Here is an 18660-nt window from a genome sequence, read left to right as displayed (position 1 = left end):
GATGGCAGCCACAGCAACGGCCAAGCCCCTTCTCATTTCCAATGTCAGGCCTGTCGCCCTTGGCGACAGCACGTCGCTGCCAACCGACATACTGGTGGGGGCGGATGGCATGATCGCAGCCGTCGGACCGTCGCTTCAGGCGCCAGAAGGCGCGGAACGCATAGACGCCAGGGGAGCCTGGATTTCGCCCGGCTGGGTCGATCTGCACGTCCATGTCTGGTACGGCGGCACCGACATCTCGATCCGGCCGTCCGAATGCGGGGTCGAACGCGGCGTGACGACGCTGGTCGATGCCGGTTCAGCGGGTGAGTCCAATTTTCACGGCTTTCGCGAATATATCATCGAACCCGCGCGCGAACGCATCAAGGCATTCCTCAATCTCGGGTCCATCGGCCTCGTCGCCTGCAATCGTGTTCCGGAGCTGCGCGACATCAAGGACATCGATCTCGACCGCATCCTGCAGTGCCATGCCGACAACAGTGAGCACATCGTCGGCATCAAGGTGCGTGCAAGCCACGTCATCACGGGGTCATGGGGCGTGACCCCGGTCAAGCTCGGCAAGAAGATCGCCAAGATCCTGAAGATTCCGATGATGGTCCATGTCGGTGAGCCGCCGGCCCTTTATGACGAGGTACTGGAGATTCTTGGGCCCGGCGACATCGTCACCCATTGCTTCAACGGCAAGGCCGGGTCGAGCATCATGGAAGACGAGGACCTGTTCACGCTCGCCGAGCGTTGCGCTGCCGAAGGCGTGCGGCTCGACATCGGCCATGGTGGCGCGTCGTTCTCGTTCAAGGTCGCCGAGGCCGCGATCCAGCGCGGATTGATGCCGTTCTCGATCTCGACCGACCTGCACGGCCACTCGATGAATTTCCCGGTCTGGGATCTCGCGACGACGATGTCCAAGCTGCTGTCGGTCGGCATGCCGTTCGGCAGGGTCGTCGAAGCCGTCACCCATGCGCCGGCCTCGGCGATCAAGGTGGAAATGCCGAAATCGATCACTGTTGGTGCGCGTGCGGATTTCACCATCTTCGATCTCGTCGACGGCGACCTCGAAGCCACCGATTCGAACGGCGACACCTCACGGCTCAAGCGCCTGTTCGAACCGCGTTACGCAATCATCGGATCGGAGGCCGTTGCCGCCAGCCGATACGTGCCACGCGCCCGCAAGCTCGTGCGTCACAGCCATGGCCTGTCGTGGCGCTGAAACATGATCCCAGAGACTGGACCTGAATTGACCGCCTCCCAAGCCATCGCCGCCTCCGCAACCGCAAGTCCTGCCGACCGCCTGATCATGCTGGGTGTCCAGCTTCCGCCGGCACCGCCGCCGGTCGCCAACTTCGTCACCCATGTGCGCGAGGGTGACATGCTCTATCTCTCGGGGCAGGGGCCTCGCGAGGCGGATGGCAGGTTGTGGACGGGCAAGGTCGGCGAAGGTGTCAGCGTCAGCCAGGCCTATCAGCACGCCCGCCTTGTCGGGATCAACCTGCTGGCGGTGATGCAGGAAGCGCTCGGCGATCTCTCGAGGGTCAAGCGCGTCGTCAAGCTGCTCGGCATGGTCAATGCGTCGCCTGATTTTGAAGACCACCCACAGGTCATCAACGGATGTTCTGATCTCTTCATCGATGTGTTCGGAGAGGCCGGTCACCACGCGCGCTCGGCCGTCGGCTTCGGTTCTCTCCCCGGCAACATCACGGTGGAGATCGAAGCGATCGTGGCACTTCGGAGCTGAGCGATGACGCTAGCGGTTGCGCCAACCCATCGAGGTCTCGATCCGCTCGGCGGAGGCGCGCACGCGGTCTGTGTAGTGGCTCTCGTCGGACAGGACCTTCTGCTCCGGCAGCACGATGGAGATCGTCGCGACGCATTTCCCGTCGCGGTCGCAGACCGGCGAAGCAATGCAGGCCACCGCGTAGTCGGATTCCGCGATCTGCATCGAAAGCCGCTGCTGGAACGCCTTGCCCGCGGCGGCCGAAAGGGCGGTCGCATCCACTTCTGCACGACCGGTCGGCGACATGCGGGCGCAACGCTTGAAAAGGTCGATGCGCTCGGCTTCGGGCAGATGGCCGACGAGCAGCCGGCCGGATGCTGTCCAGTTCAGCGGCACCCGCGTGCCGACACGGGAGGCGACCTGGAACGGGCTCGGGCCGTCGGCCATGGCGAGCACCAGCATGTGGTCGCCTTCACGGCCGCACAGCTGGACCGTTTCGCCGACGTCGCGGCAGAGATCGTGCATCTCGCGGTTGGCGACGCCCATGAAGTCGAGCGAGCGCGCATAGGCGAGGCCATAGTGGTAGAGCCGCGCGCCAAGCCAGATGGAACCATCGGGGCTGCGGGCCAGCATGTTCTTCTCGACGAGATCGTCGATGATGACGTAGACGGTCGACAGCGGCGCCTTGATCGCCTTGGCGATGGCATAGGCGCCCGCTGGCTCGCCGGTTTCGTAGAGATAGTCGATCACCTGCAGGGCGCGGTCGATGCCCGAAACCCGAGAACGCCTGGCGCCGTTTGCCGACGTCGGTTCGTCAGTCGCATCAGTGGATTGAGTTATCGCGTCCAAGGGCGTGCTCCTGATAGTCTGGGTAATCTATTACATTATTATGGCATATCTTGTCGAGCCGAAAGCCGACGCTTGCCGATGCACGGGAGAGGAAAATGACCGAAGACGTCCGCCGCAAGCTCGGCCTGCGACCGGTGATCAATGTGTCGGGAACGATGACGAGCCTCGGCGCCTCGATCGTCGTGCCGGAAGCGATCGCCGCGATGGCCGAGATCCTGCCGCAGTTTGTCGAGATCAACGATCTCCAACGCAAGGCAAGTGCGGTGATCGCCCGTCTCACGGGCGCCGAAGCCGGCCACATAACCGCGTCGTGCTCGGCCGGGATCTCGCTCGCCGTCGCCGGCGCCATGACCGGTGACAACCTGCTGGCGATCGAACGTTTGCCGGATCAGACGCCTGCCAGGAATGAAGTAATCATCCAGATGGGGCACATCGTCAGCTATGGCGCGCCTGTCGATCAGGCCGTCCGCCTTGCCGGGGCGAAGCCGGTCATCATCGGACAGGCGACATCCACCCACCGTTTCCACATGGAGAATGCGATCACCGACAAGACGGCGGCGGCTGTCTATGTCGTATCGCACCATGTCGTCGACTACGGCCTGCTCAACCTGCTCGAATTCGTCGAGATCGCACATGCCAGGGGCGTGCCTGTCATCGTCGACGCGGCGTCCGAGTATGATTTGCGCATCTTCCTCGCCCAGGGCGCCGATATGGTTCTCTACTCCGGTCACAAGTTCCTGGGAGGGCCGACGTCCGGCATCGTCGCCGGCAAGAAGGAATTGGTCCGACACGCCTACCTGCAGAACCTCGGCATCGGCCGCGGCATGAAGGTCGGCAAGGAAAGCGTCTATGGCGCCATGGCCGCATTGGAAGCCTGGGAGAAGCGCGACCACGCCGGCATCCGTGAACGCGAGACCGGCTATCTCAGGCTGTGGAAGGAGACGCTCGACGGCCGCCCCGGCGTCAACGCCGTGATCGAGCCGGACCCGACGAAGAACCCGCTCGACCGGCTGCGCGTCAACATCAGCGCGCAGGAGGCGCATATCACGGCCTGGGATTTGGCATCTGCGCTGGCGGGCGGCGACCAGCCCATCATCGTGCGTGACCACGAGGTCGAGCATGATTACTTCTACCTCGACCCCTGCAACCTGCATCCGGGCCAGGAGACGATCGTCGCCCGGCGCCTGGCCGAGGAACTCGACAGGGCACGCGCCTCCAACGAGATCATCGCCACGCCGTTCGAGAACCGCAGCCGTCACCGCTTCGACGGCCTGCTGCGCTGGCCCGATTGAGCGCGCAGCCTGTCGATCAGGTCAGGGAGGAGAGATAATGAGCGTTCAGGAAAACAGCCTTGGCCAGACCGTCGATCCGGTTCTGTCGGTGCAGAAACTCACGACCTCGTTCATGGTCGACGGCAAATGGAAGCCTGTCGTGCGCGACATCTCCTTCGATGTCGCGCCCGGCGAAACCGTTGCCATCGTCGGTGAATCCGGGTCGGGCAAGAGCGTGACGTCGCTGTCGATCATGCGCCTGCTGCCGCCCGACACCAGCCGCATCGAGGGCAGGATCGTCCTCAACGGCCGGAACCTGACCGACCTGCCCGAAGACAAGATGCGGCAGGTGCGCGGCAACGACGTCGCGATGATCTTCCAGGAGCCGATGACGAGCCTCAATCCGCTCTTCACCATTGGTGACCAGATCTCCGAGGCGCTGCTCTGCCATAATGCCATGTCCTTCGCCGACGCCAGGGCCGAGACCATCCGGTTGCTGGAAAAGGTGCGCATTCCCTCCGCCGCCTCGCGCTTCGACGAGTATCCGCACCGGTTTTCGGGCGGCATGCGTCAGCGCGTGATGATCGCCATGGCACTGGCCTCGCGCCCAAAACTGCTGATTGCCGACGAGCCGACGACGGCGCTCGACGTCACCATCCAGGGACAGATCCTCGACCTGATCAAGATGCTGCAGGACGAGCAGGGAACGTCGGTGCTGTTCATTACCCACGACATGGGCGTGGTGGCGGAGGTGGCCGACCGCACGGTTGTGATGTTCCGCGGCGATCAGGTGGAAACCGGTGCCACCGCCGACATCTTCCATCGCGGCAAGCACCATTACACCCGCGCGCTGCTCTCCGCCGTGCCGGTGCTCGGTTCGATGGAGCAATACGACCGCCCGCTCCGCTTTCCCATCGTCAACACCTCGACGGGCGAGTGCACACTGCCCGTGGAAAAACCCGATACGGTCGTTCGCGACAGACCGGTCCTGCAGGTGAAAAACCTGGTCAAGCGCTTCGACATCCCTACTGGCCTGTTCGGCCGGGTCGGCGGGCGTGTGCATGCGGTGGAGAACGTTTCCTTCGACCTGTTTGCCGGCGAAACGCTGTCCCTGGTCGGCGAATCCGGCTGCGGCAAGTCGACCACCGGCCGCGCCATCATGCGGCTGATCGAGCCGACCTCGGGCGCGGTCAAGATCGACGGCAAGGACGTCATTGGCATGGACAAGCACGAGATGCGGCAGATGCGCAAATCGGTGCAGATGATCTTCCAGGACCCGTTCGCCTCGCTCAATCCGCGCATGACGGTCGGCCAGGCGATTGCCGAGCCCTATCTCGAGCACAGGATGGGCACGGCAAAACAGGGGCGCGAGCTGGTCGCCGATCTGCTCAGCAAGGTAGGCCTGTCGCCCGACATGGCGAGCCGCTATCCCCACGAGTTCTCCGGCGGCCAGCGGCAGCGCATCTGCATTGCACGGGCGCTGGCGCTCGAGCCGAAAGTCATCGTCGCCGACGAAAGCGTCTCGGCGCTCGACGTCTCGGTCAAGGCGCAGGTGATCAACCTGATGCTCGACCTGCAGCAGAGCCTTAACCTAGCCTTCCTGTTCATCAGCCATGACATGGCGGTGGTCGAGCGCGTCAGCCACCGCGTGGCGGTGATGTATCTTGGCGAAATCGTCGAGATCGGCCCGCGTGCGGCAGTCTTCGGCAATCCGCAGCACGACTACACCAAGCGTCTGCTGGCGGCTGTGCCGGTTCCGGACCCCGATCGTCGCCACGAAAAGCGCATGTCGGCCGCGGACGAACTGAAAAGCCCGATCCGTGCGCCGGACTACCAGGTCCCGCTGCGCCAGTTCCGGGAAGTATCAGGCGGCCATCTGGTGGCAGTATAGCCGGGCGGCGTCGGCTGTGCAGTGTTGCGCGCAATGTCTTGGGAAAGGGGGCGCGCTGCCGGTCGCAATGACGGATCGTTCATTGCGGAAGGCGAGGTGAGCCATTTGCCCGGTGAAATGGCTGTGCGCTTTAGGCCGGCAGCCGTGGCAGTAAGCGCACTGCTCGAATACGCTCGTCAGCGATGATTCGAGCGATCCAACCACTTGCCGTTCCGCCTGCGCTGCCGCGCATGCCTGCGTGGGCGCTGCCGGATGGGCCAGTGGCCAGTGACGCCGATGCCGCGTTCTACGCGGGTGCTGCGCTGTGTGCGCTCGACAATCTGGTGCGCTCCGAGCCGGCCTGGGCCGGCAGCTGGCGCCAACGGCTGGCACTGAAATGTGCCGTCGCTGCCGTTCGGCTGGCCGGACGCACGGAGGAAGAGGCCGCATTGCGTGACGCCTGGTATCTGCGCCCGGCAAGCGGAGATCCCGGGCCTGCCGGCAGCATCCTCGGGGCATGGCGCCATCTGGCCTCGCGGCCGCCAACGATCGACGCCGGCGGGCTGGCGCAGATCACCGAATGGCTCGGCCTGCGCGTCGACGACAGGTACGACAAACTTGCCGAAACCGTCGAGGAACTGGCCGCGGGGGACAAGCCGGCTCCGCTGGCTGCGGCGGCGATCGCCGGTCACGTCGTTGCCGGTCGGGGAGATGCCGAACTCTTGGCCTGGTGGCTGGCCGATCTGGTTCTGGCGCGAAAGCTGGGCTGGTCCCGACCCGTGCCGCTTCTGGCCGCGCAGCTGTATTCCCCGGCCTTCCGTTCCGGCGACGGCCGCGGCAAACGCATCCGGCCTGGGGACGCTGCATTCGAGCGGGCGGTGTGTGTAGCTCTGGCAAACGGGGCCGGTGACGGCTTGAGGCTCGCGCTTGACATCGCCCGGCGCGCCGAGCGGCTTGCGGCGGCAACGCCGAAGCTGCGGGCGAAAGGAGCAGGCGAAGCGATCCGGCGATTGCTCGACGACGATGCCGTCCCCGGCACGCTGAGCACCCGCAATCTGTCGCGATTTGCGGCACGGCGTCTGTTCGAACGGCTGCAGACATTCGAAGCGGTGCGCGAACTCTCCGGGCGCGCCTCCTTCCGGCTGTACGGCCTGTAGCGATGACGGAAGCGCGCCGAAAGGACAAGGATCAGCCGACATTGCTCGACACCGAGCTCGAGCACCTGCCGCCGGAGCTGCGCTGGCGCGAATGGATGGGCCGGGTGGAGGCGGTGATCTTTGCCGCCAGCGAACCCGTACCGCGCGAGATGCTGGTTCGGATCGTAGGCAGGAATTGCAATCTCGACCTGATCATCGACGACATCAGGGCAGAGCTTGCCGGTCGGCCCTATGAGCTGGTTTCGGTTGCCGGCGGCTGGCAGCATCGCACCAAGAAGGCGTTTGCCGATGCCATTCGCGCGGCGACGGGGCAGGTCGATATGGCGCGCCCACTGTCGCAATCGGAAGTGCTGGTGCTGATGTGCATTGCCTATTTCCAGCCGATCACCCGAGGCGAACTGACGGCGTTCTTCGGCAAGGAGGTCAGCCGCGATCTGATCGGCGTGCTGAGGTCGCATGACTTCATTGCCTCGGGACCACGCAGTCCGACGCCGGGCGCGCCCTACACCTACGTTACCACCAAGACGTTCCTGTCGCAGTTCGGCCTCGATACGCTGCGCGATTTGCCCGACTTCGAAGCGCTCGAAGATGCCGGGCTGCTCAGCAAGGAGCAGTTGCTTGCCGGAAATGTTGCCCTGGGACTTGGAGGAGCCGCCGAGGTCGACCAATCCGAGGATTGACCGCTTGCCTGCCATGACGTCTCTTCGTGGCGGAGGCGATGGCGCCTGCACGACATGCGTGAGGGAGCGGGTCGAGCAGAGTAACATGCACGCTGGCAATGACCTGGAGGTCATAATCCGGGCTTGAATTGGGCGCATGATGCGCACATATTGAACGAGTGGATATCAAAATACGTCAGGAACGTGTCATGGCAGCTCAGAGTTTGGGAATGTCGGCGGCCCATTTCGGTGAGGCCCGGTCGCAGTTTCTCTCGGCTCGCCGCGTGTCGGAACTGCTGGGTGTCACCCAGGCCGACCTGGCCCGGCTCGTTGGCGTTGCCCGCAACACGCTGACGGCGCGCTCCGGAGCACGCAAGGTCGACCAGGCGCTCAGCCCCGTTGTCCGCATCCTGGCGATGGCCGCCGAGATGGCGGGCGACGAAAGCCGCGCGGCGATCTGGTTCAAGCATCAGCCCATCCCGGGCTGGGCCGGCAAGACGGCCTATGACCTGGTCGGCGAGGGCAAGGCGGACAAGGTTCTGGCCTATCTGGAGGCGGTGCGCTCCGGCGTTTATGCCTGAAGCCGCCCTGCGTCAGCAGCGAACCTTGTGGCGGGCCTTCGTGCCGCGCTGGGCGCATATGCCGCTTTCGGGCGAGGGCGCTGCGCGTTTCGGCGGGCGCTGGAACCCGGTAGGATCGCCGACGCTGTATGCGGCCTGTGAGCTGTCGACCGCCTGGGCCGAATACAACCAGGGTTTTGTCCAGCATCCGGCGCTGATCGCCCAGCTCGAGCTGTCGGACGCGAGGCTGGCCGACCTGACCGATGCCGCGATGCTGGACGAACTCGGCATCGATGCCGGCATTCACAGATGCGAGTGGCGTTCCGATCTCGACGACGGCAGGGCACCGCAAACCCATCTGCTGCAGCAGCGCCTGCTCACCGAAGGCTTTGACGGCGTCGTCTATCCGTCCTTCATGTCGCCCGGCGGCAGTTGCGTAGCATTGTGGCGCTGGAACGGTCCGGGCCAGCCGTCGCTCAAGGTTATAGATCCTGATCAGCGCCTGCCCAAGACGCAGGCCTCCTGGCTTTAGGTGTGGTTGTACAACCAATCTTGCGGCCGACGAATCTGTGCTGTGACCACTGCATTGCGTCAAGGGGCGGAGCCACGGCGCGCTGTCTCAAGGCATGACATCTCGCTCGGCCCCTGCAACACTCGGCCATCTTCCAAAATCTTCGGCCGGGAACTTCCCATTGGAGCCTATTACGCCAGCGTCAGCTTGGCGCGCTGGTCTTCGAGATATCGCCTGAGCTGCGCAACCGACATTGGCGGACTGAAGAAGTGTCCCTGGACGGCGTCGCATCCGGTGGCCCGGACGATCAGCAGCTGTTCCTCGGTCTCGATGCCCTCGGCGACAGTAGTCATTTCCAGCGCATGCGAGAGATTCACGATCGCGCTGACGATCGCCCAATGGTCGCGATTGCCGGCGATTTCGGCGATGAAGGTGCGGTCGATCTTGACCTTGTCGACGGGGAAGTTCCTGAGATAGCTGAGGGATGAATATCCCGTCCCGAAATCGTCGAGCGAAATCTTGACGCCAAGCGCATGCAGCCGGTTCAGGGCGAGCAGGGTTTCCTTGTTGTCGCCCAACAGCAGGGATTCGGTGATTTCGAGTTCAAGCCGCTCGGGGGCAAGGCCTGTCAGCTTTAATACGTTGGCGACAGTGTCGACTATGTTTCCCCGCCTGAACTGGCCCGGCGACAGATTGACCGCAACGTTGATGCTGCCCGGCAATTTGATGGCTTCCCGGCAGGCCCTTTCGAGGACCCAGGCGCCTAGCTGTACGATCAGGCCCGTGCTTTCAGCGATCGGGATAAACTCGTCGGGCCGGATTTGGCCACGCTGGCAACCGGGCCAGCGCAGCAATGCCTCGACCACGGCGACTTGCTTGCTCTGGAGATTGACGATCGGCTGGAAGACAAGCTCGAACTCCTTGTCGAAATCAGCGGCCCTTAGATCGAGTTCGAGCATGCGACGACGTTGCAGCCGGTCGTCCATCTCCGGCGCGTAGAACTGGTAACTGCCGCGGCCATCGCTCTTGGCACGGTAAAGTGCCAGGTCGGCATTCTTCACCAGGTCGTCGGCAACCCCATCGCAATCCGACGCCAGTGCGATACCGATGCTTGCTCCAATGACGATGTGGTGGGCGTCGAGATGGTACGGTTCCTCGAGCGACTCGATCAGCCGTTGCGCGACATGGGCGACATCGTCACGTCTGACCGCCGGCTGGATGACGATGAACTCGTCACCGCCGAGGCGCGCAACGACGTCATATTCACGAACCATGCCCGAAACGCGGTTGGCAACCTCGCGCAGCAATGCGTCGCCGACGGGATGGCCGAGCGTGTCGTTGACGTTCTTGAAGTTGTCCAGGTCGAGGCAGAGGACCGCAGTGTCCTGATGATGCCTGCGGCCATGCGCAAGCTCCTGCTCCAGGCGCTCGCGCAGCATCAGGCGGTTTGGCAACCCGGTCAAAGGATCGTGGCGCGCCATGTGGGCGATGCGCTCTTCCGAGAGATGGCGTTCGGTAATGTCCTCATAGGTGGCAACCCAGCCGCCTGAATCCATCGGCTGATGCAGGATCGAGACAATGCGGCCGTCGACGAGCTTCTGCAGCAGGACGCCGGGCTGGCCCTTTTCAATCAGCTGTTGCTGGGAGCGATGGGCAAGTTCGGCACTATGCTGCGTCGACGTTGCGGCATCGATCGACGCTTGCATGATCTGCTTCGGCGTAGTCCCCGGCGCAAGGCTACCTTCGGGGAGGCCGTACATGGCGGCGAACTTGCTGTTGCTGACGATGAGCCGCTGGTCGGCATCGAACATGCACAGGCCCTGGGACATGTTGCTCAGGGCGGCATCAAACAGGCCGTTCTGAGTGGCAAGCGCGTGGTTGGCCCCAAGCACCGCGGCGTTCGCCCTTTCGAGGTCATCGGAAGTGCGGCGCAGGTCGTCATTTGCAGCATTGAGAGCGTCGGAGGTCTGCGTCAGCAGCCGATTGTGCCACCCCAGAAGCGCGATGAAGGCAAGGCTGCACAGGAAGAAGCCGATCGCCACGGCGGAGAAGCCGCTGTGGAGGCGCAACAACTCGTCGTCGACCTTGGCCGCCTGCACGGCGCTGTACTGGTTGGCCTCCGAGGCGAGGCCGATCAATTCGGCCTCGAGCGCGCGCATCGATGTCAGTATGGATTGCGCCTGGCCCGGGGCGTCGACCCTGGTGATGATGCTGTCCATGTCCGCGACGAACTTGGACAGCTGAGCTATTGTTGCCTTTCGCTCGGGCGCCTCGGCGACAAATTCCTCGAACTGGCCGGTGCTGAAGCCACCGAGGCGGCTCTTCAGAATCTGAAAGCGAAGCTGCGTGTCGGCCTTGAGCTGATCGTTTGGCGATGCAGCCAGCGTGGCTACCCGCTGGTAGAGGCGCAGATATTCGTTGACGCCCTGGCTGGCACTCCACGCCACGTCGTATCGCGAGAGCTTCCCGATAGATGCCTGACGTTCGAAGATGACGACGGACAAATAGGCAGCTGCGACAGCGAAGACGGCAATGGTGCCGATCAGCAGTGCCTTGAGCAGATGGAATGCAAATGCACGGCGGGATCCAGGCGCCAACAAAGCGGCCATGACATCTTCCCTACCGGATGATCAACCGGGCCAGCTGCCAAACCGAGCGCGAATAGAACTTCTGGCTCTGAAGCTCCGGCTTGCTGTCATAGGGATAGACGATGAACAGCGGGCCCTTGTCGCTGACCTCCATGTACTGGCCGTCGCGCTTGAGCGCCAACAGAACGTTGTGGAGCGCAAAATCCTCAGTCGGGATCGTCGTCTTGTAGTCGTTGAGGGCAACTGCAACGGCCTCCTTCCCGTCGGCGCCCACGAGTTCCATGATCTTCTGGAGCGGAACGCCCTCGAACTTGACCATGCCCGTAAACCACGGTGTCGTGGTCTCGATCGAGGTGACGCCGAGCGCTTCGAGCATGTCGCGGTCAAACGAGGCCACACCATTGCCATTCGTGACGCTGATCTTGCCTTCGATGACCAGGATCGGGGTGCCCTTGGGTGCCTGCAGTTTGCTGTCTTCTGCCTGAGCCGACGACGCCGCGAAAAGTGCCAATGACGTCGCCACTGCCACAGCGCGGATGATTGAAGACACAAGATGATTCATTAGCACGTACTCCCCGGCACCGTCAGTTTGCATCGGACCATGCCAAAGGTCACTGAAAAACACATTAACGACGTTGAATATGCCACAATAATCAGCACCATATCGTGCATCAGCAAGTAGCAAGCGGATGTTTCTTGTTTTGATCGAATTGACCGGCTCAGAAGCCGGTGGCAGATATCCGGCACCAGGTTGAGCATGACGATGGGCAGGACGGCAAAATGATCGAGACTTACAAGGAGTTCACCTTCGAGGCAGCGCACCAGCTGCAGCCTTTTTCGGGCCTCCACGGTCACTCGTTCCAGGTCAGCGTCCACCTCGTCGGAGACCCCGACCCGGTCTTTGGCTGGCCGGCCAATCTCTATGAGCTGGAACAGCAGATAGAGGTCGTCCGGATGACCCTCGACCATAAATATCTCAATGAGATCGAGGGGCTGTCCGTGCCGTCGCTCGAAAATGTCGCGCGCTGGATCTGGGACAAGCTGGAACCCCAGTTTCCGCAGCTCGATCGCGTGGCGGTTCGGCGGGGCGCGCAAGGTCAGGCCGAGGGTACGGTTTACAACGGGCGCGCCCTGCAAAAGGCTCGCGCATAAGCGGCTCCAGCTTCCGCTCTCCGTCAGCCTTCCCGGCTACACATAGCCGATCGATTGCAGATCCATGTGCGGCTTGGGCTGCGAGTTGAGCAGGCCCATCAGTCGGTTCAGGCCCAGCGCGATCTGCGGCAGTGAGTGTGCTGCTCCCAGGCAAAGCCGCACCGCGTGCGGTGCATGATCGCGTTTCACCGCAAAGGCGTCGGCGGTGATCACCCTGACGCCCTCGCGCAGGGCCGTGGCGGAGAACGAATCCATTCGCCAGGGTTCGGGAAGCTGCAGCCAGAGGTGATAACAGGATGTGGACGCGTGCTCCGCATGGTGGCCGAGGATCCGATGGGCCACCTCCTGGCGCTCATGCGCCTGGTTGCGGTGCCAGGCGATCAGCTTGTCGGCATAGCCGTTTGCCATCCAGTTGGTCACGATCGCCGCCATGAACGGTGGCGACATCCAGTTGCTCATGGTGACGATCTCCTGGACGGAGCGGCTGAGCTTGGCCGGTACCACCAGGAAGCCGATACGCAAGCCAGGCGCCATGCTCTTGGAGGCGCTGGTGAGGTAGATGGTTCGTTCCGGAATGAGAGAGGCGAAGGGCCGCGGCCTGGTCTCGGCCAGGAAGCCATACACGTCGTCTTCGATGATCCAGAGACCATACTCCTCGATGATCGCGGCGATCTCCCGCATCCGTTGCTCGGACATGGTGATCGTCGTCGGGTTCTGGAGAACGGGCATGCAATAGAGCGCCTTCGGCCGCTTGGTCTCGCAGAGTTCGCGCAAGGCCGCAGGATCCAGACCCTCGTGGTCCATTTGAACCGCGGCGAGAGTGATGCCAAGCTGATGCGCGATGGCCCTTGCACCCGGATAAGTCAGCTGTTCCGTGGCAATTGACTCGCCATGGCCGGCCAGCGCCATCATGCTGATCAGAAGGCCGTGCTGTCCGCCATTGCAGATGATGACATTGTCCGGATGCGCCCTGATTCCGATACCCTCCAGCCATTGCGATGCGGCGGCGCGGTGCGAGATCATGCCCGCGCTGGGCTGATAGGTGAGAAGCGCGTCGAGCGAGCCTGACCGCGACAGATCCTTCAGGGTCGACCTGAGGATTTCGTCGGCTTCACCAATGGCGGAAAGGTTCAGTCCGAGGTCGATTACCTCCGGTTGGGGTTTTTCCGGCACCACCAGCCGGGTGATGTCGTCGCGATGATTGTCGAAATCGTTGATGAACGTGCCGCGGCCGACCTCGCCGACGACGAGGCCTCTTACCGCCGCCTCGGTGTAGGCTCGCGCAATCGTCCCGACCGTCACGCCCAGCCGATAGGCGAGGTCGCGGTGCGGCGGCAGCTTCTCGCCGGGCTGCAACTGACCTTCGGCTATTCCGCGCTCGAGCGCATCGCAGATCGCCACGTAGATCGGCCCGGCGCCCTTCCTGATCTCCGGCTTCCAGTTCATGCGGCTCTCGCTACTTTGACACCGTGTCAATGAAATAATTGACACCTTCAGGTGCCAGACATACGCTCAAATAACAACAAAAACAAGGGAACATAACTGCGTAATCTGAGCATATTGAACCAATTGACATGGGTTCAATTGCAGATGAAGGCCGAGTATCACAATGGAGGACAAGATGATTTTGCGTCAGCAGAGACAAAGTGCCCTGCGCAGGGTGCTTATATTAGGAACGGCAACCGGAGCATTGGTGTTTGGATCTTCGGCATATGCCGAAGAAACTCTGAAGATCGGTGCCCTGGGCGTGATGAGCGGGCCGTTTGCCGGCTGGGGTGGCGTCATGTGCCAGACGTTCAAGTCACGGGCCGGCATGTGGAACGACGACGGCGGCGTGGCGATCGGTGACAAGACCTACAAGATCGAGGTCGTGTGCGTCGACGACAAGGGCGATCCCAAGGGCGCCCAGACCGGTGCCGAAAAGCTGGTGTCGGAAGGTGTCAAATATATCCAGGGGCCGAACACTGACTCCACGGCGGAAAGCGCCAAGACCGTCATGGAGGCGAATGGCACGGTCAACATGCCCTACGCCTTCTCCAAGTCGCTCTACAAGGCACCTGCCTCCCAGTCGATCCTCGGCATGGTGGCATCTTACCAGGTCGGCCCGGTCATCTACAAATGGCTGATGGACAACAAGGGCGTGAAGAAGATCGCCTTTGTCTCCGAAAACAACGCCGATCCCATCAAGCAGCGTGACGAAGGCTCAGCCGGCGCCAAGGCGCTCGGCCTGGAGGTCGTCTCCGACCAGGAAACCTACGAGTCCGGCACCACCGACTTCTTTCCGATCCTGACCAAGGTGATCGGTACCTCGCCGGATCACATCGTGCTGTCAGGCGTATCGCCCTCGGATGTCGGCCCGCTGATCAAGGCGGCGCGTGAACTTGGCTTCACGGGAACCATGAGCACCGAGACCGGGCAGGACCCGAAGGCCATCTTCGAAGTGGCCGGCGACGCGTCGAACGGGTTCATTGCCGCCGGCGGCGCCAGCACAGAGGCGATCCGCAGCGACTTCATGGTCAAGTTCATCGAGCGCTACACCAAGGACTGGGGCGAGTGGAACGATGTCGCCGGCCTCTATGTCTACGGTCCCGAGATCATGATCCAGACGCTGCAGAGCGCCGGACCCAAGGCGATCGAGGACACCAATGTGTTCAAGGCGGCACTCGACGGCTTCGTCGGCAAGAACCCGTTCCTCAAGGACGGCGGCGAGTTGAAATATGTCGGCCGCACCGACTACGGCCAGCCGCGTCAGGTCTCCGTGCCGATCGTCGTGCAGCAGGTCGAAAACGGCGAATACAAGCCGCTGTTCGTCGGAAAACTCCCTGACTGACGAACACGGGCGGCGGTTCGCCCCCAATGACCGCCGCCCGCACTTCCCTCGCATGAGGTCCGCATGACGCGGACCGCGGATGGGCGGAAGGTCCATCCTCACAGGAGACTTCGCATGACGCAGGTTATGCTCAATGCACTTGTCGTCGGAACGACTTACGCGCTGATCGCGCTCGGCATCACCATCATTTTCAGCATCATGAAGGTGGTGAATTTCGCCCATGGTCAGCTCTACATGATCGGCGGGTTCGTCGTTTACTACTTCAATGTCGTGTTCGGGCTGCCGTTCTGGTTCGGCCTCGTCATGTCCTTCCTGATCGTCGGCCTGCTCGGCGTGGCCATGGAACTGTTCCTGTTCCGGCCGGTGATGCTGCGCGTCAAGCGCGAGGAGGTGACGATGCTGCTGGCCATGGGCACGGCGGTGTTCCTCGAAAGCCTGGCGCTGATCGTCTTCGGCGAAAAGCAGCGTGGCGTTCCCCCAATCGCAACCGGCGTCATCGAAGTCTTCGATGCCAGGCTACCGACCGGACGCATCGTCGTCATCGTCGTCGCAGCAATGCTGATCGCCGCCTTGATGGCCTTTATCGGCTACACCAAGACCGGCCGGGCGCTGAGGGCCATGGCGCAGGACCGCGAGGCGACCGCTCTTCAGGGCGTCAATCTCAAATGGCTCTCGGCCATGGGCTTCGGTCTCGGCACCGGCCTTGCCGGCCTGTCCGGGGGCCTGCTCGTGGCCATCTTCGCCGTCCACACCGGTGCCGGCACGGCGATTTCGATCAAGGCATTCCTGATGATCATGATCGGTGGTGCAGGCGTGCTCTCCGGCGCCATCCTTGGCGGCTTCGTCCTCGGTTTCCTCGAATCCGTCGGCTACGCGCTTTTGCCGGGCTCACTGACCTTTCTCATCATCTTCCTGATCGTGATCTGCTTCCTCATCGTGAGGCCGAACGGGATCATGGGTAAGCCCTGGGGCTGAGACGACCATGCAAAAGACCATATCCATGCCAAATCTGAACCTGTCCCCAAGCGAGCAGCGAAGCTCCTCGCTGAAGCCCATCGGGCTGGGGCTGCTGATCGCGGCAGGTTACTTCCTTGCCATTCCGCTGGTCTTCGGCGCCAATGGCTATCTGCTCAACGTGTTCACCACCATGGCTGCCGTCAGCTTCATCAGCTTCGGTGTCTGGCTGACCTTCGCCATCGGTCGCATCAACCTTGCCCAGGCGGGATTTGCGCTGATCGGCGCATACGTAACAGCCATCCTGGTGTCGCGGCTCGGCGTCTCGTTCTGGATCTGCCTGCCACTGTCGGGAGCCGTCGCGGCCCTGCTCGGCGGCCTGATCGGCTGGCCGGTGCTGCGTCTCAAGGGCGTCTATTTCGCCATGATCACGCTCTGCATCACCGAGGCCTGCCGCCTGACTGCGTTGAGTTTTCCGGCCCTGACCAATGGCGCCCAGGGCATCGTCGACCTTCCGCTTCCCAGCGAATTGTCGTTGTTCGGCCTGACCATCATTCCGGCCTTCGAAAAGGGCGCGCGGCTGCCGTTCTTCTACCTCGCCGGCACGCTGATGCTGCTCGGCCTTTGGTTCATGTGGCTTCTCGACACCAGCCGCGTCGGCGCCGTGTTCCGCTCGCTCAGGCAGAACGAGGATTTGGCGTCGAGTCTTGGCATCAATGTCGCCAAGTATCGTGTCGTCGCCTTCATGGTCAGTTGCTTCTATGCCGGTGTCGGCGGTGCCTTCTTCGCCACTCTGCAGCAGAACGTCTACCCCACCACTTTCCAGGTGCTCGATAGCGTCTACTTCATGGTCTACTGCTTCGTCGGCGGTCTCGAATTCGTCGTTGGCCCGCTGGTCGGCGCCGTCGTCATGATGAGCAGCTTCGAACTCCTTCATGAGTTCCAGCGCTATCAGACCGTCATTTTCTCCGGCCTGATGATCCTGTGCATCCTGCTCATGCCCAACGGAATCCTGAGCGTCATCAAGCGGCGCTCCGGCAAGTCGGAGGAGGCATCCAATGCTTGAAGTTCGCGGATTGACCAAGATCTTCGGCGGCCTGACCGCAGTGAACGACCTGAACTTCACGTTGGATGCGGGCGAGATCCTTTCCATCATCGGCCCCAACGGCGCCGGCAAGAGCACCTGCTTCAAGCTGATCGCCTCCTTCCTCAACCCGACGAGCGGAACCGTCCGTTTCAACGGCAAGGACATTACCGGCATCGGACCGCATGCGGTTGCCCGCCACGGCATCGTCAGGACGTTCCAGGAAAACACCAGCTTCCAGGACATGACAGTGCGCGAGACGGTGCTGCTCGGCTACCACAAGGACTGCAAGGCCTCGCTCGCCGGCATGATCTTCCGGACGCCGCGCGCCAGGAAGGACGAGCGGGAAGCCGGCGAATACGCCGATCACGTACTCGACCTGCTCGGCATGGCACATCTTGCCAATACGGTGTCCGCCGCCTTGCCGCACGGCATGCTGCGCAATCTCGGCATCGCGGTAGCGCTTGCTGCCAAGCCAAAGCTCATCCTGCTTGACGAACCGTTTGCCGGGCTGAACTCGGACGAGACCAAGCGCGGCGTCGAGCTGATCCGCAAAATTCGCGACGAGGGCGTCACGCCTATCCTGGTCGAGCACGACATGGCCGCGGTGATGTCGGTCAGTGAACGCATCGTGGTCGTCAGCTTCGGCAGCAAGATCGCCGAGGGCACGCCGGCGGAGATCCAGCAGAACGAGAAGGTCATCGAAGCTTATCTCGGCGCGGAAGACACGGAGATCGGCCTATGAGTGCGCAATTCTCGATCCGGGACCTCGCCGTGTCCTATGGCAGGGTTCGCGCCGTGAAGGGTGTTTCCCTCAATGCCGGCGAGGGGGAGATCATTTCCCTCATCGGGGCCAACGGCGCCGGCAAGTCCTCCATCCTGCGCGCCATTACCGGCCTGACCGCGCCTGAGAGCGGTGAGATCTGGTTCGACGGCGAGCGCATCGACGGCAAGGGACCTGACCAGATCGTGGCACGCGGCGTGGCGATGGTGCCGGAAGGGCGACGCATCTTCCCGTTCATGAGCGTGCGCGACAACCTTCTGATGGGCGCCTATCGTCGCAAGGACAATGCGGGTGTCGCCGCCGACCTCGAAGGCATTCTGACCCGGTTTCCCCGCTTGCGCGAGCGCATCGGCCAGCAGGCCGGCAGCCTGTCGGGCGGCGAGCAGCAGATGGTGGCGATCGGTCGCGCGCTGATGTCCAAGCCGCGGCTTCTGCTGCTCGACGAACCGTCGCTCGGCATCGCGCCGATCATCGTCCGCGAGATCGCCCGCTTCATCACCAGCATCAACCGCGACAATGGCGTCAGCGTCATTCTCGTCGAGCAGAACTCGCGCATGGCGCTCAAGCTCTCCAGCCACGCCTATGTGCTCGAGACGGGCAAGATCGCCTTGTCTGGGCCTTCGCATGAGCTGGCCGAGAACGACGACGTCCGCCGCGCCTATCTCGGCGGCTAGGGGAAG

General features: G+C 62.8%; 18 protein-coding genes. 14 read left to right on the top strand and 4 right to left on the bottom strand.

The window, feature by feature from the left end; all coding sequences use genetic code 11:
* The first annotated feature begins 1 nt into the window (after position 1).
* Together H5P29_RS29140 and H5P29_RS29135 are read left to right on the top strand one after the other, a co-directional pair.
* The gene (locus tag H5P29_RS29140) at positions 2–1207 is read left to right on the top strand and encodes an amidohydrolase/deacetylase family metallohydrolase (RefSeq protein ID WP_154384457.1); all 1206 of its coding nucleotides are present in this window, start codon (positions 2–4) and stop codon (positions 1205–1207) included.
* Positions 1208–1294: 87 nt separating this feature from the next.
* The gene (locus tag H5P29_RS29135; protein WP_067968411.1) at positions 1295–1732 is read left to right on the top strand and encodes a RidA family protein; all 438 of its coding nucleotides are present in this window, start codon (positions 1295–1297) and stop codon (positions 1730–1732) included.
* Between the two features lie 9 nt (positions 1733–1741).
* Here the strand turns inward: H5P29_RS29135 and H5P29_RS29130 are convergent, their stop codons facing one another.
* Positions 1742–2560: an IclR family transcriptional regulator gene (locus H5P29_RS29130; RefSeq protein ID WP_154384458.1), complete on the bottom strand. Its 819-nt coding sequence runs from the start codon at positions 2558–2560 to the stop codon at positions 1742–1744.
* Between the two features lie 95 nt (positions 2561–2655).
* On the opposite strand from H5P29_RS29130, the gene H5P29_RS29125 reads away from it, so the two are divergent.
* The 6 genes from H5P29_RS29125 (at position 2656) to H5P29_RS29100 (ending at position 8609) form a co-directional block, all read left to right on the top strand.
* Positions 2656–3852, top strand: a complete 1197-nt coding sequence (locus tag H5P29_RS29125) for an aminotransferase class V-fold PLP-dependent enzyme (protein ID WP_154384459.1) — start codon at positions 2656–2658, stop codon at positions 3850–3852.
* A 37-nt stretch (positions 3853–3889) separates the two neighbouring features.
* A complete protein-coding gene (locus H5P29_RS29120) occupies positions 3890–5722 on the top strand; it encodes an ABC transporter ATP-binding protein (protein ID WP_154384460.1) in 1833 nt (610 codons plus the stop codon).
* Between the two features lie 182 nt (positions 5723–5904).
* Positions 5905–6858 carry a DUF1403 family protein gene (locus H5P29_RS29115; RefSeq protein ID WP_154384461.1) on the top strand — a complete coding sequence of 318 codons (954 nt, stop codon included), beginning with the start codon at positions 5905–5907 and terminating at the stop codon, positions 6856–6858.
* A gap of 2 nt (positions 6859–6860) precedes the next feature.
* A complete protein-coding gene (locus H5P29_RS29110) occupies positions 6861–7538 on the top strand; it encodes an SMC-Scp complex subunit ScpB (protein WP_154384462.1) in 678 nt (225 codons plus the stop codon).
* Between the two features lie 188 nt (positions 7539–7726).
* Positions 7727–8098, top strand: coding sequence for an antitoxin Xre/MbcA/ParS toxin-binding domain-containing protein (locus H5P29_RS29105; RefSeq protein ID WP_067967357.1), 372 nt, complete (start codon positions 7727–7729; stop codon positions 8096–8098).
* The gene (locus tag H5P29_RS29100) at positions 8091–8609 is read left to right on the top strand and encodes an RES family NAD+ phosphorylase (protein ID WP_154384463.1); all 519 of its coding nucleotides are present in this window, start codon (positions 8091–8093) and stop codon (positions 8607–8609) included. The genes H5P29_RS29105 and H5P29_RS29100 overlap by 8 nt, the downstream gene beginning before the upstream one ends.
* Before the next feature lie 170 nt (positions 8610–8779).
* Here H5P29_RS29100 and H5P29_RS29095 read toward each other — a convergent pair whose 3' ends face one another.
* Both H5P29_RS29095 and H5P29_RS29090 read right to left on the bottom strand, forming a co-directional pair.
* The gene (locus H5P29_RS29095) at positions 8780–11197 is read right to left on the bottom strand and encodes a bifunctional diguanylate cyclase/phosphodiesterase (protein WP_154384464.1); all 2418 of its coding nucleotides are present in this window, start codon (positions 11195–11197) and stop codon (positions 8780–8782) included.
* 10 nt (positions 11198–11207) lie between these two features.
* Positions 11208–11738, bottom strand: a complete 531-nt coding sequence (locus tag H5P29_RS29090; protein ID WP_154384465.1) for a molybdopterin-dependent oxidoreductase — start codon at positions 11736–11738, stop codon at positions 11208–11210.
* 218 nt (positions 11739–11956) lie between these two features.
* Here H5P29_RS29090 and H5P29_RS29085 point away from each other — a divergent pair, with 218 nt between their 5' ends.
* Positions 11957–12328, top strand: a complete 372-nt coding sequence (locus H5P29_RS29085) for a 6-carboxytetrahydropterin synthase (protein WP_067968412.1) — start codon at positions 11957–11959, stop codon at positions 12326–12328.
* 36 nt (positions 12329–12364) lie between these two features.
* Here H5P29_RS29085 and H5P29_RS29080 read toward each other — a convergent pair whose 3' ends face one another.
* On the bottom strand, positions 12365–13774 hold the full coding sequence (locus H5P29_RS29080) for a PLP-dependent aminotransferase family protein (RefSeq protein WP_154384466.1): 1410 nt from the start codon (positions 13772–13774) through the stop codon (positions 12365–12367).
* A gap of 247 nt (positions 13775–14021) precedes the next feature.
* On the opposite strand from H5P29_RS29080, the gene H5P29_RS29075 reads away from it, so the two are divergent.
* The 5 genes from H5P29_RS29075 (at position 14022) to H5P29_RS29055 (ending at position 18654) form a co-directional block, all read left to right on the top strand.
* On the top strand, positions 14022–15158 hold the full coding sequence (locus H5P29_RS29075) for an ABC transporter substrate-binding protein (RefSeq protein ID WP_210252506.1): 1137 nt from the start codon (positions 14022–14024) through the stop codon (positions 15156–15158).
* Positions 15159–15272: 114 nt separating this feature from the next.
* On the top strand, positions 15273–16133 hold the full coding sequence (locus tag H5P29_RS29070; protein WP_067967374.1) for a branched-chain amino acid ABC transporter permease: 861 nt from the start codon (positions 15273–15275) through the stop codon (positions 16131–16133).
* A 25-nt stretch (positions 16134–16158) separates the two neighbouring features.
* Complete coding sequence (locus H5P29_RS29065; protein WP_185910444.1) at positions 16159–17178, top strand: branched-chain amino acid ABC transporter permease; 1020 nt, start codon at positions 16159–16161, stop codon at positions 17176–17178.
* A complete protein-coding gene (locus H5P29_RS29060; RefSeq protein WP_067967381.1) occupies positions 17171–17941 on the top strand; it encodes an ABC transporter ATP-binding protein in 771 nt (256 codons plus the stop codon). Before H5P29_RS29065 ends, H5P29_RS29060 begins: the two co-directional genes overlap by 8 nt.
* A complete protein-coding gene (locus H5P29_RS29055) occupies positions 17938–18654 on the top strand; it encodes an ABC transporter ATP-binding protein (protein ID WP_067967384.1) in 717 nt (238 codons plus the stop codon). Before H5P29_RS29060 ends, H5P29_RS29055 begins: the two co-directional genes overlap by 4 nt.
* The last annotated feature ends 6 nt before the right edge of the window (positions 18655–18660 follow it).

The organism is Aminobacter sp. MDW-2 (assembly GCF_014250155.1).
Classification (GTDB): domain Bacteria; phylum Pseudomonadota; class Alphaproteobacteria; order Rhizobiales; family Rhizobiaceae; genus Aminobacter; species Aminobacter ciceronei.
The sequence above is the reverse complement of the archived record's forward strand: the minus strand, read 5'-3'. Positions and strand labels throughout refer to the sequence as shown.

What these genes read in the sequence shown, in the direction of transcription:
- H5P29_RS29140 (WP_154384457.1), top strand. Translation starts at nt 2, where the DNA reads ATGGCAGCCACAGCAACGGCCAAGCCCCTTCTCATTTCCAATGTCAGG.
- H5P29_RS29135 (WP_067968411.1), top strand. Translation starts at nt 1,295, where the DNA reads ATGCTGGGTGTCCAGCTTCCGCCGGCACCGCCGCCGGTCGCCAACTTC.
- H5P29_RS29125 (WP_154384459.1), top strand. Translation starts at nt 2,656, where the DNA reads ATGACCGAAGACGTCCGCCGCAAGCTCGGCCTGCGACCGGTGATCAAT.
- H5P29_RS29120 (WP_154384460.1), top strand. Translation starts at nt 3,890, where the DNA reads ATGAGCGTTCAGGAAAACAGCCTTGGCCAGACCGTCGATCCGGTTCTG.
- H5P29_RS29115 (WP_154384461.1), top strand. Translation starts at nt 5,905, where the DNA reads ATGATTCGAGCGATCCAACCACTTGCCGTTCCGCCTGCGCTGCCGCGC.
- H5P29_RS29110 (WP_154384462.1), top strand. Translation starts at nt 6,861, where the DNA reads ATGACGGAAGCGCGCCGAAAGGACAAGGATCAGCCGACATTGCTCGAC.
- H5P29_RS29105 (WP_067967357.1), top strand. Translation starts at nt 7,727, where the DNA reads ATGGCAGCTCAGAGTTTGGGAATGTCGGCGGCCCATTTCGGTGAGGCC.
- H5P29_RS29100 (WP_154384463.1), top strand. Translation starts at nt 8,091, where the DNA reads ATGCCTGAAGCCGCCCTGCGTCAGCAGCGAACCTTGTGGCGGGCCTTC.
- H5P29_RS29095 (WP_154384464.1), bottom strand. Translation starts at nt 11,197, where the DNA reads ATGGCCGCTTTGTTGGCGCCTGGATCCCGCCGTGCATTTGCATTCCAT.
- H5P29_RS29090 (WP_154384465.1), bottom strand. Translation starts at nt 11,738, where the DNA reads ATGAATCATCTTGTGTCTTCAATCATCCGCGCTGTGGCAGTGGCGACG.
- H5P29_RS29085 (WP_067968412.1), top strand. Translation starts at nt 11,957, where the DNA reads ATGATCGAGACTTACAAGGAGTTCACCTTCGAGGCAGCGCACCAGCTG.
- H5P29_RS29080 (WP_154384466.1), bottom strand. Translation starts at nt 13,774, where the DNA reads ATGAACTGGAAGCCGGAGATCAGGAAGGGCGCCGGGCCGATCTACGTG.
- H5P29_RS29070 (WP_067967374.1), top strand. Translation starts at nt 15,273, where the DNA reads ATGACGCAGGTTATGCTCAATGCACTTGTCGTCGGAACGACTTACGCG.
- H5P29_RS29065 (WP_185910444.1), top strand. Translation starts at nt 16,159, where the DNA reads ATGCCAAATCTGAACCTGTCCCCAAGCGAGCAGCGAAGCTCCTCGCTG.
- H5P29_RS29060 (WP_067967381.1), top strand. Translation starts at nt 17,171, where the DNA reads ATGCTTGAAGTTCGCGGATTGACCAAGATCTTCGGCGGCCTGACCGCA.
- H5P29_RS29055 (WP_067967384.1), top strand. Translation starts at nt 17,938, where the DNA reads ATGAGTGCGCAATTCTCGATCCGGGACCTCGCCGTGTCCTATGGCAGG.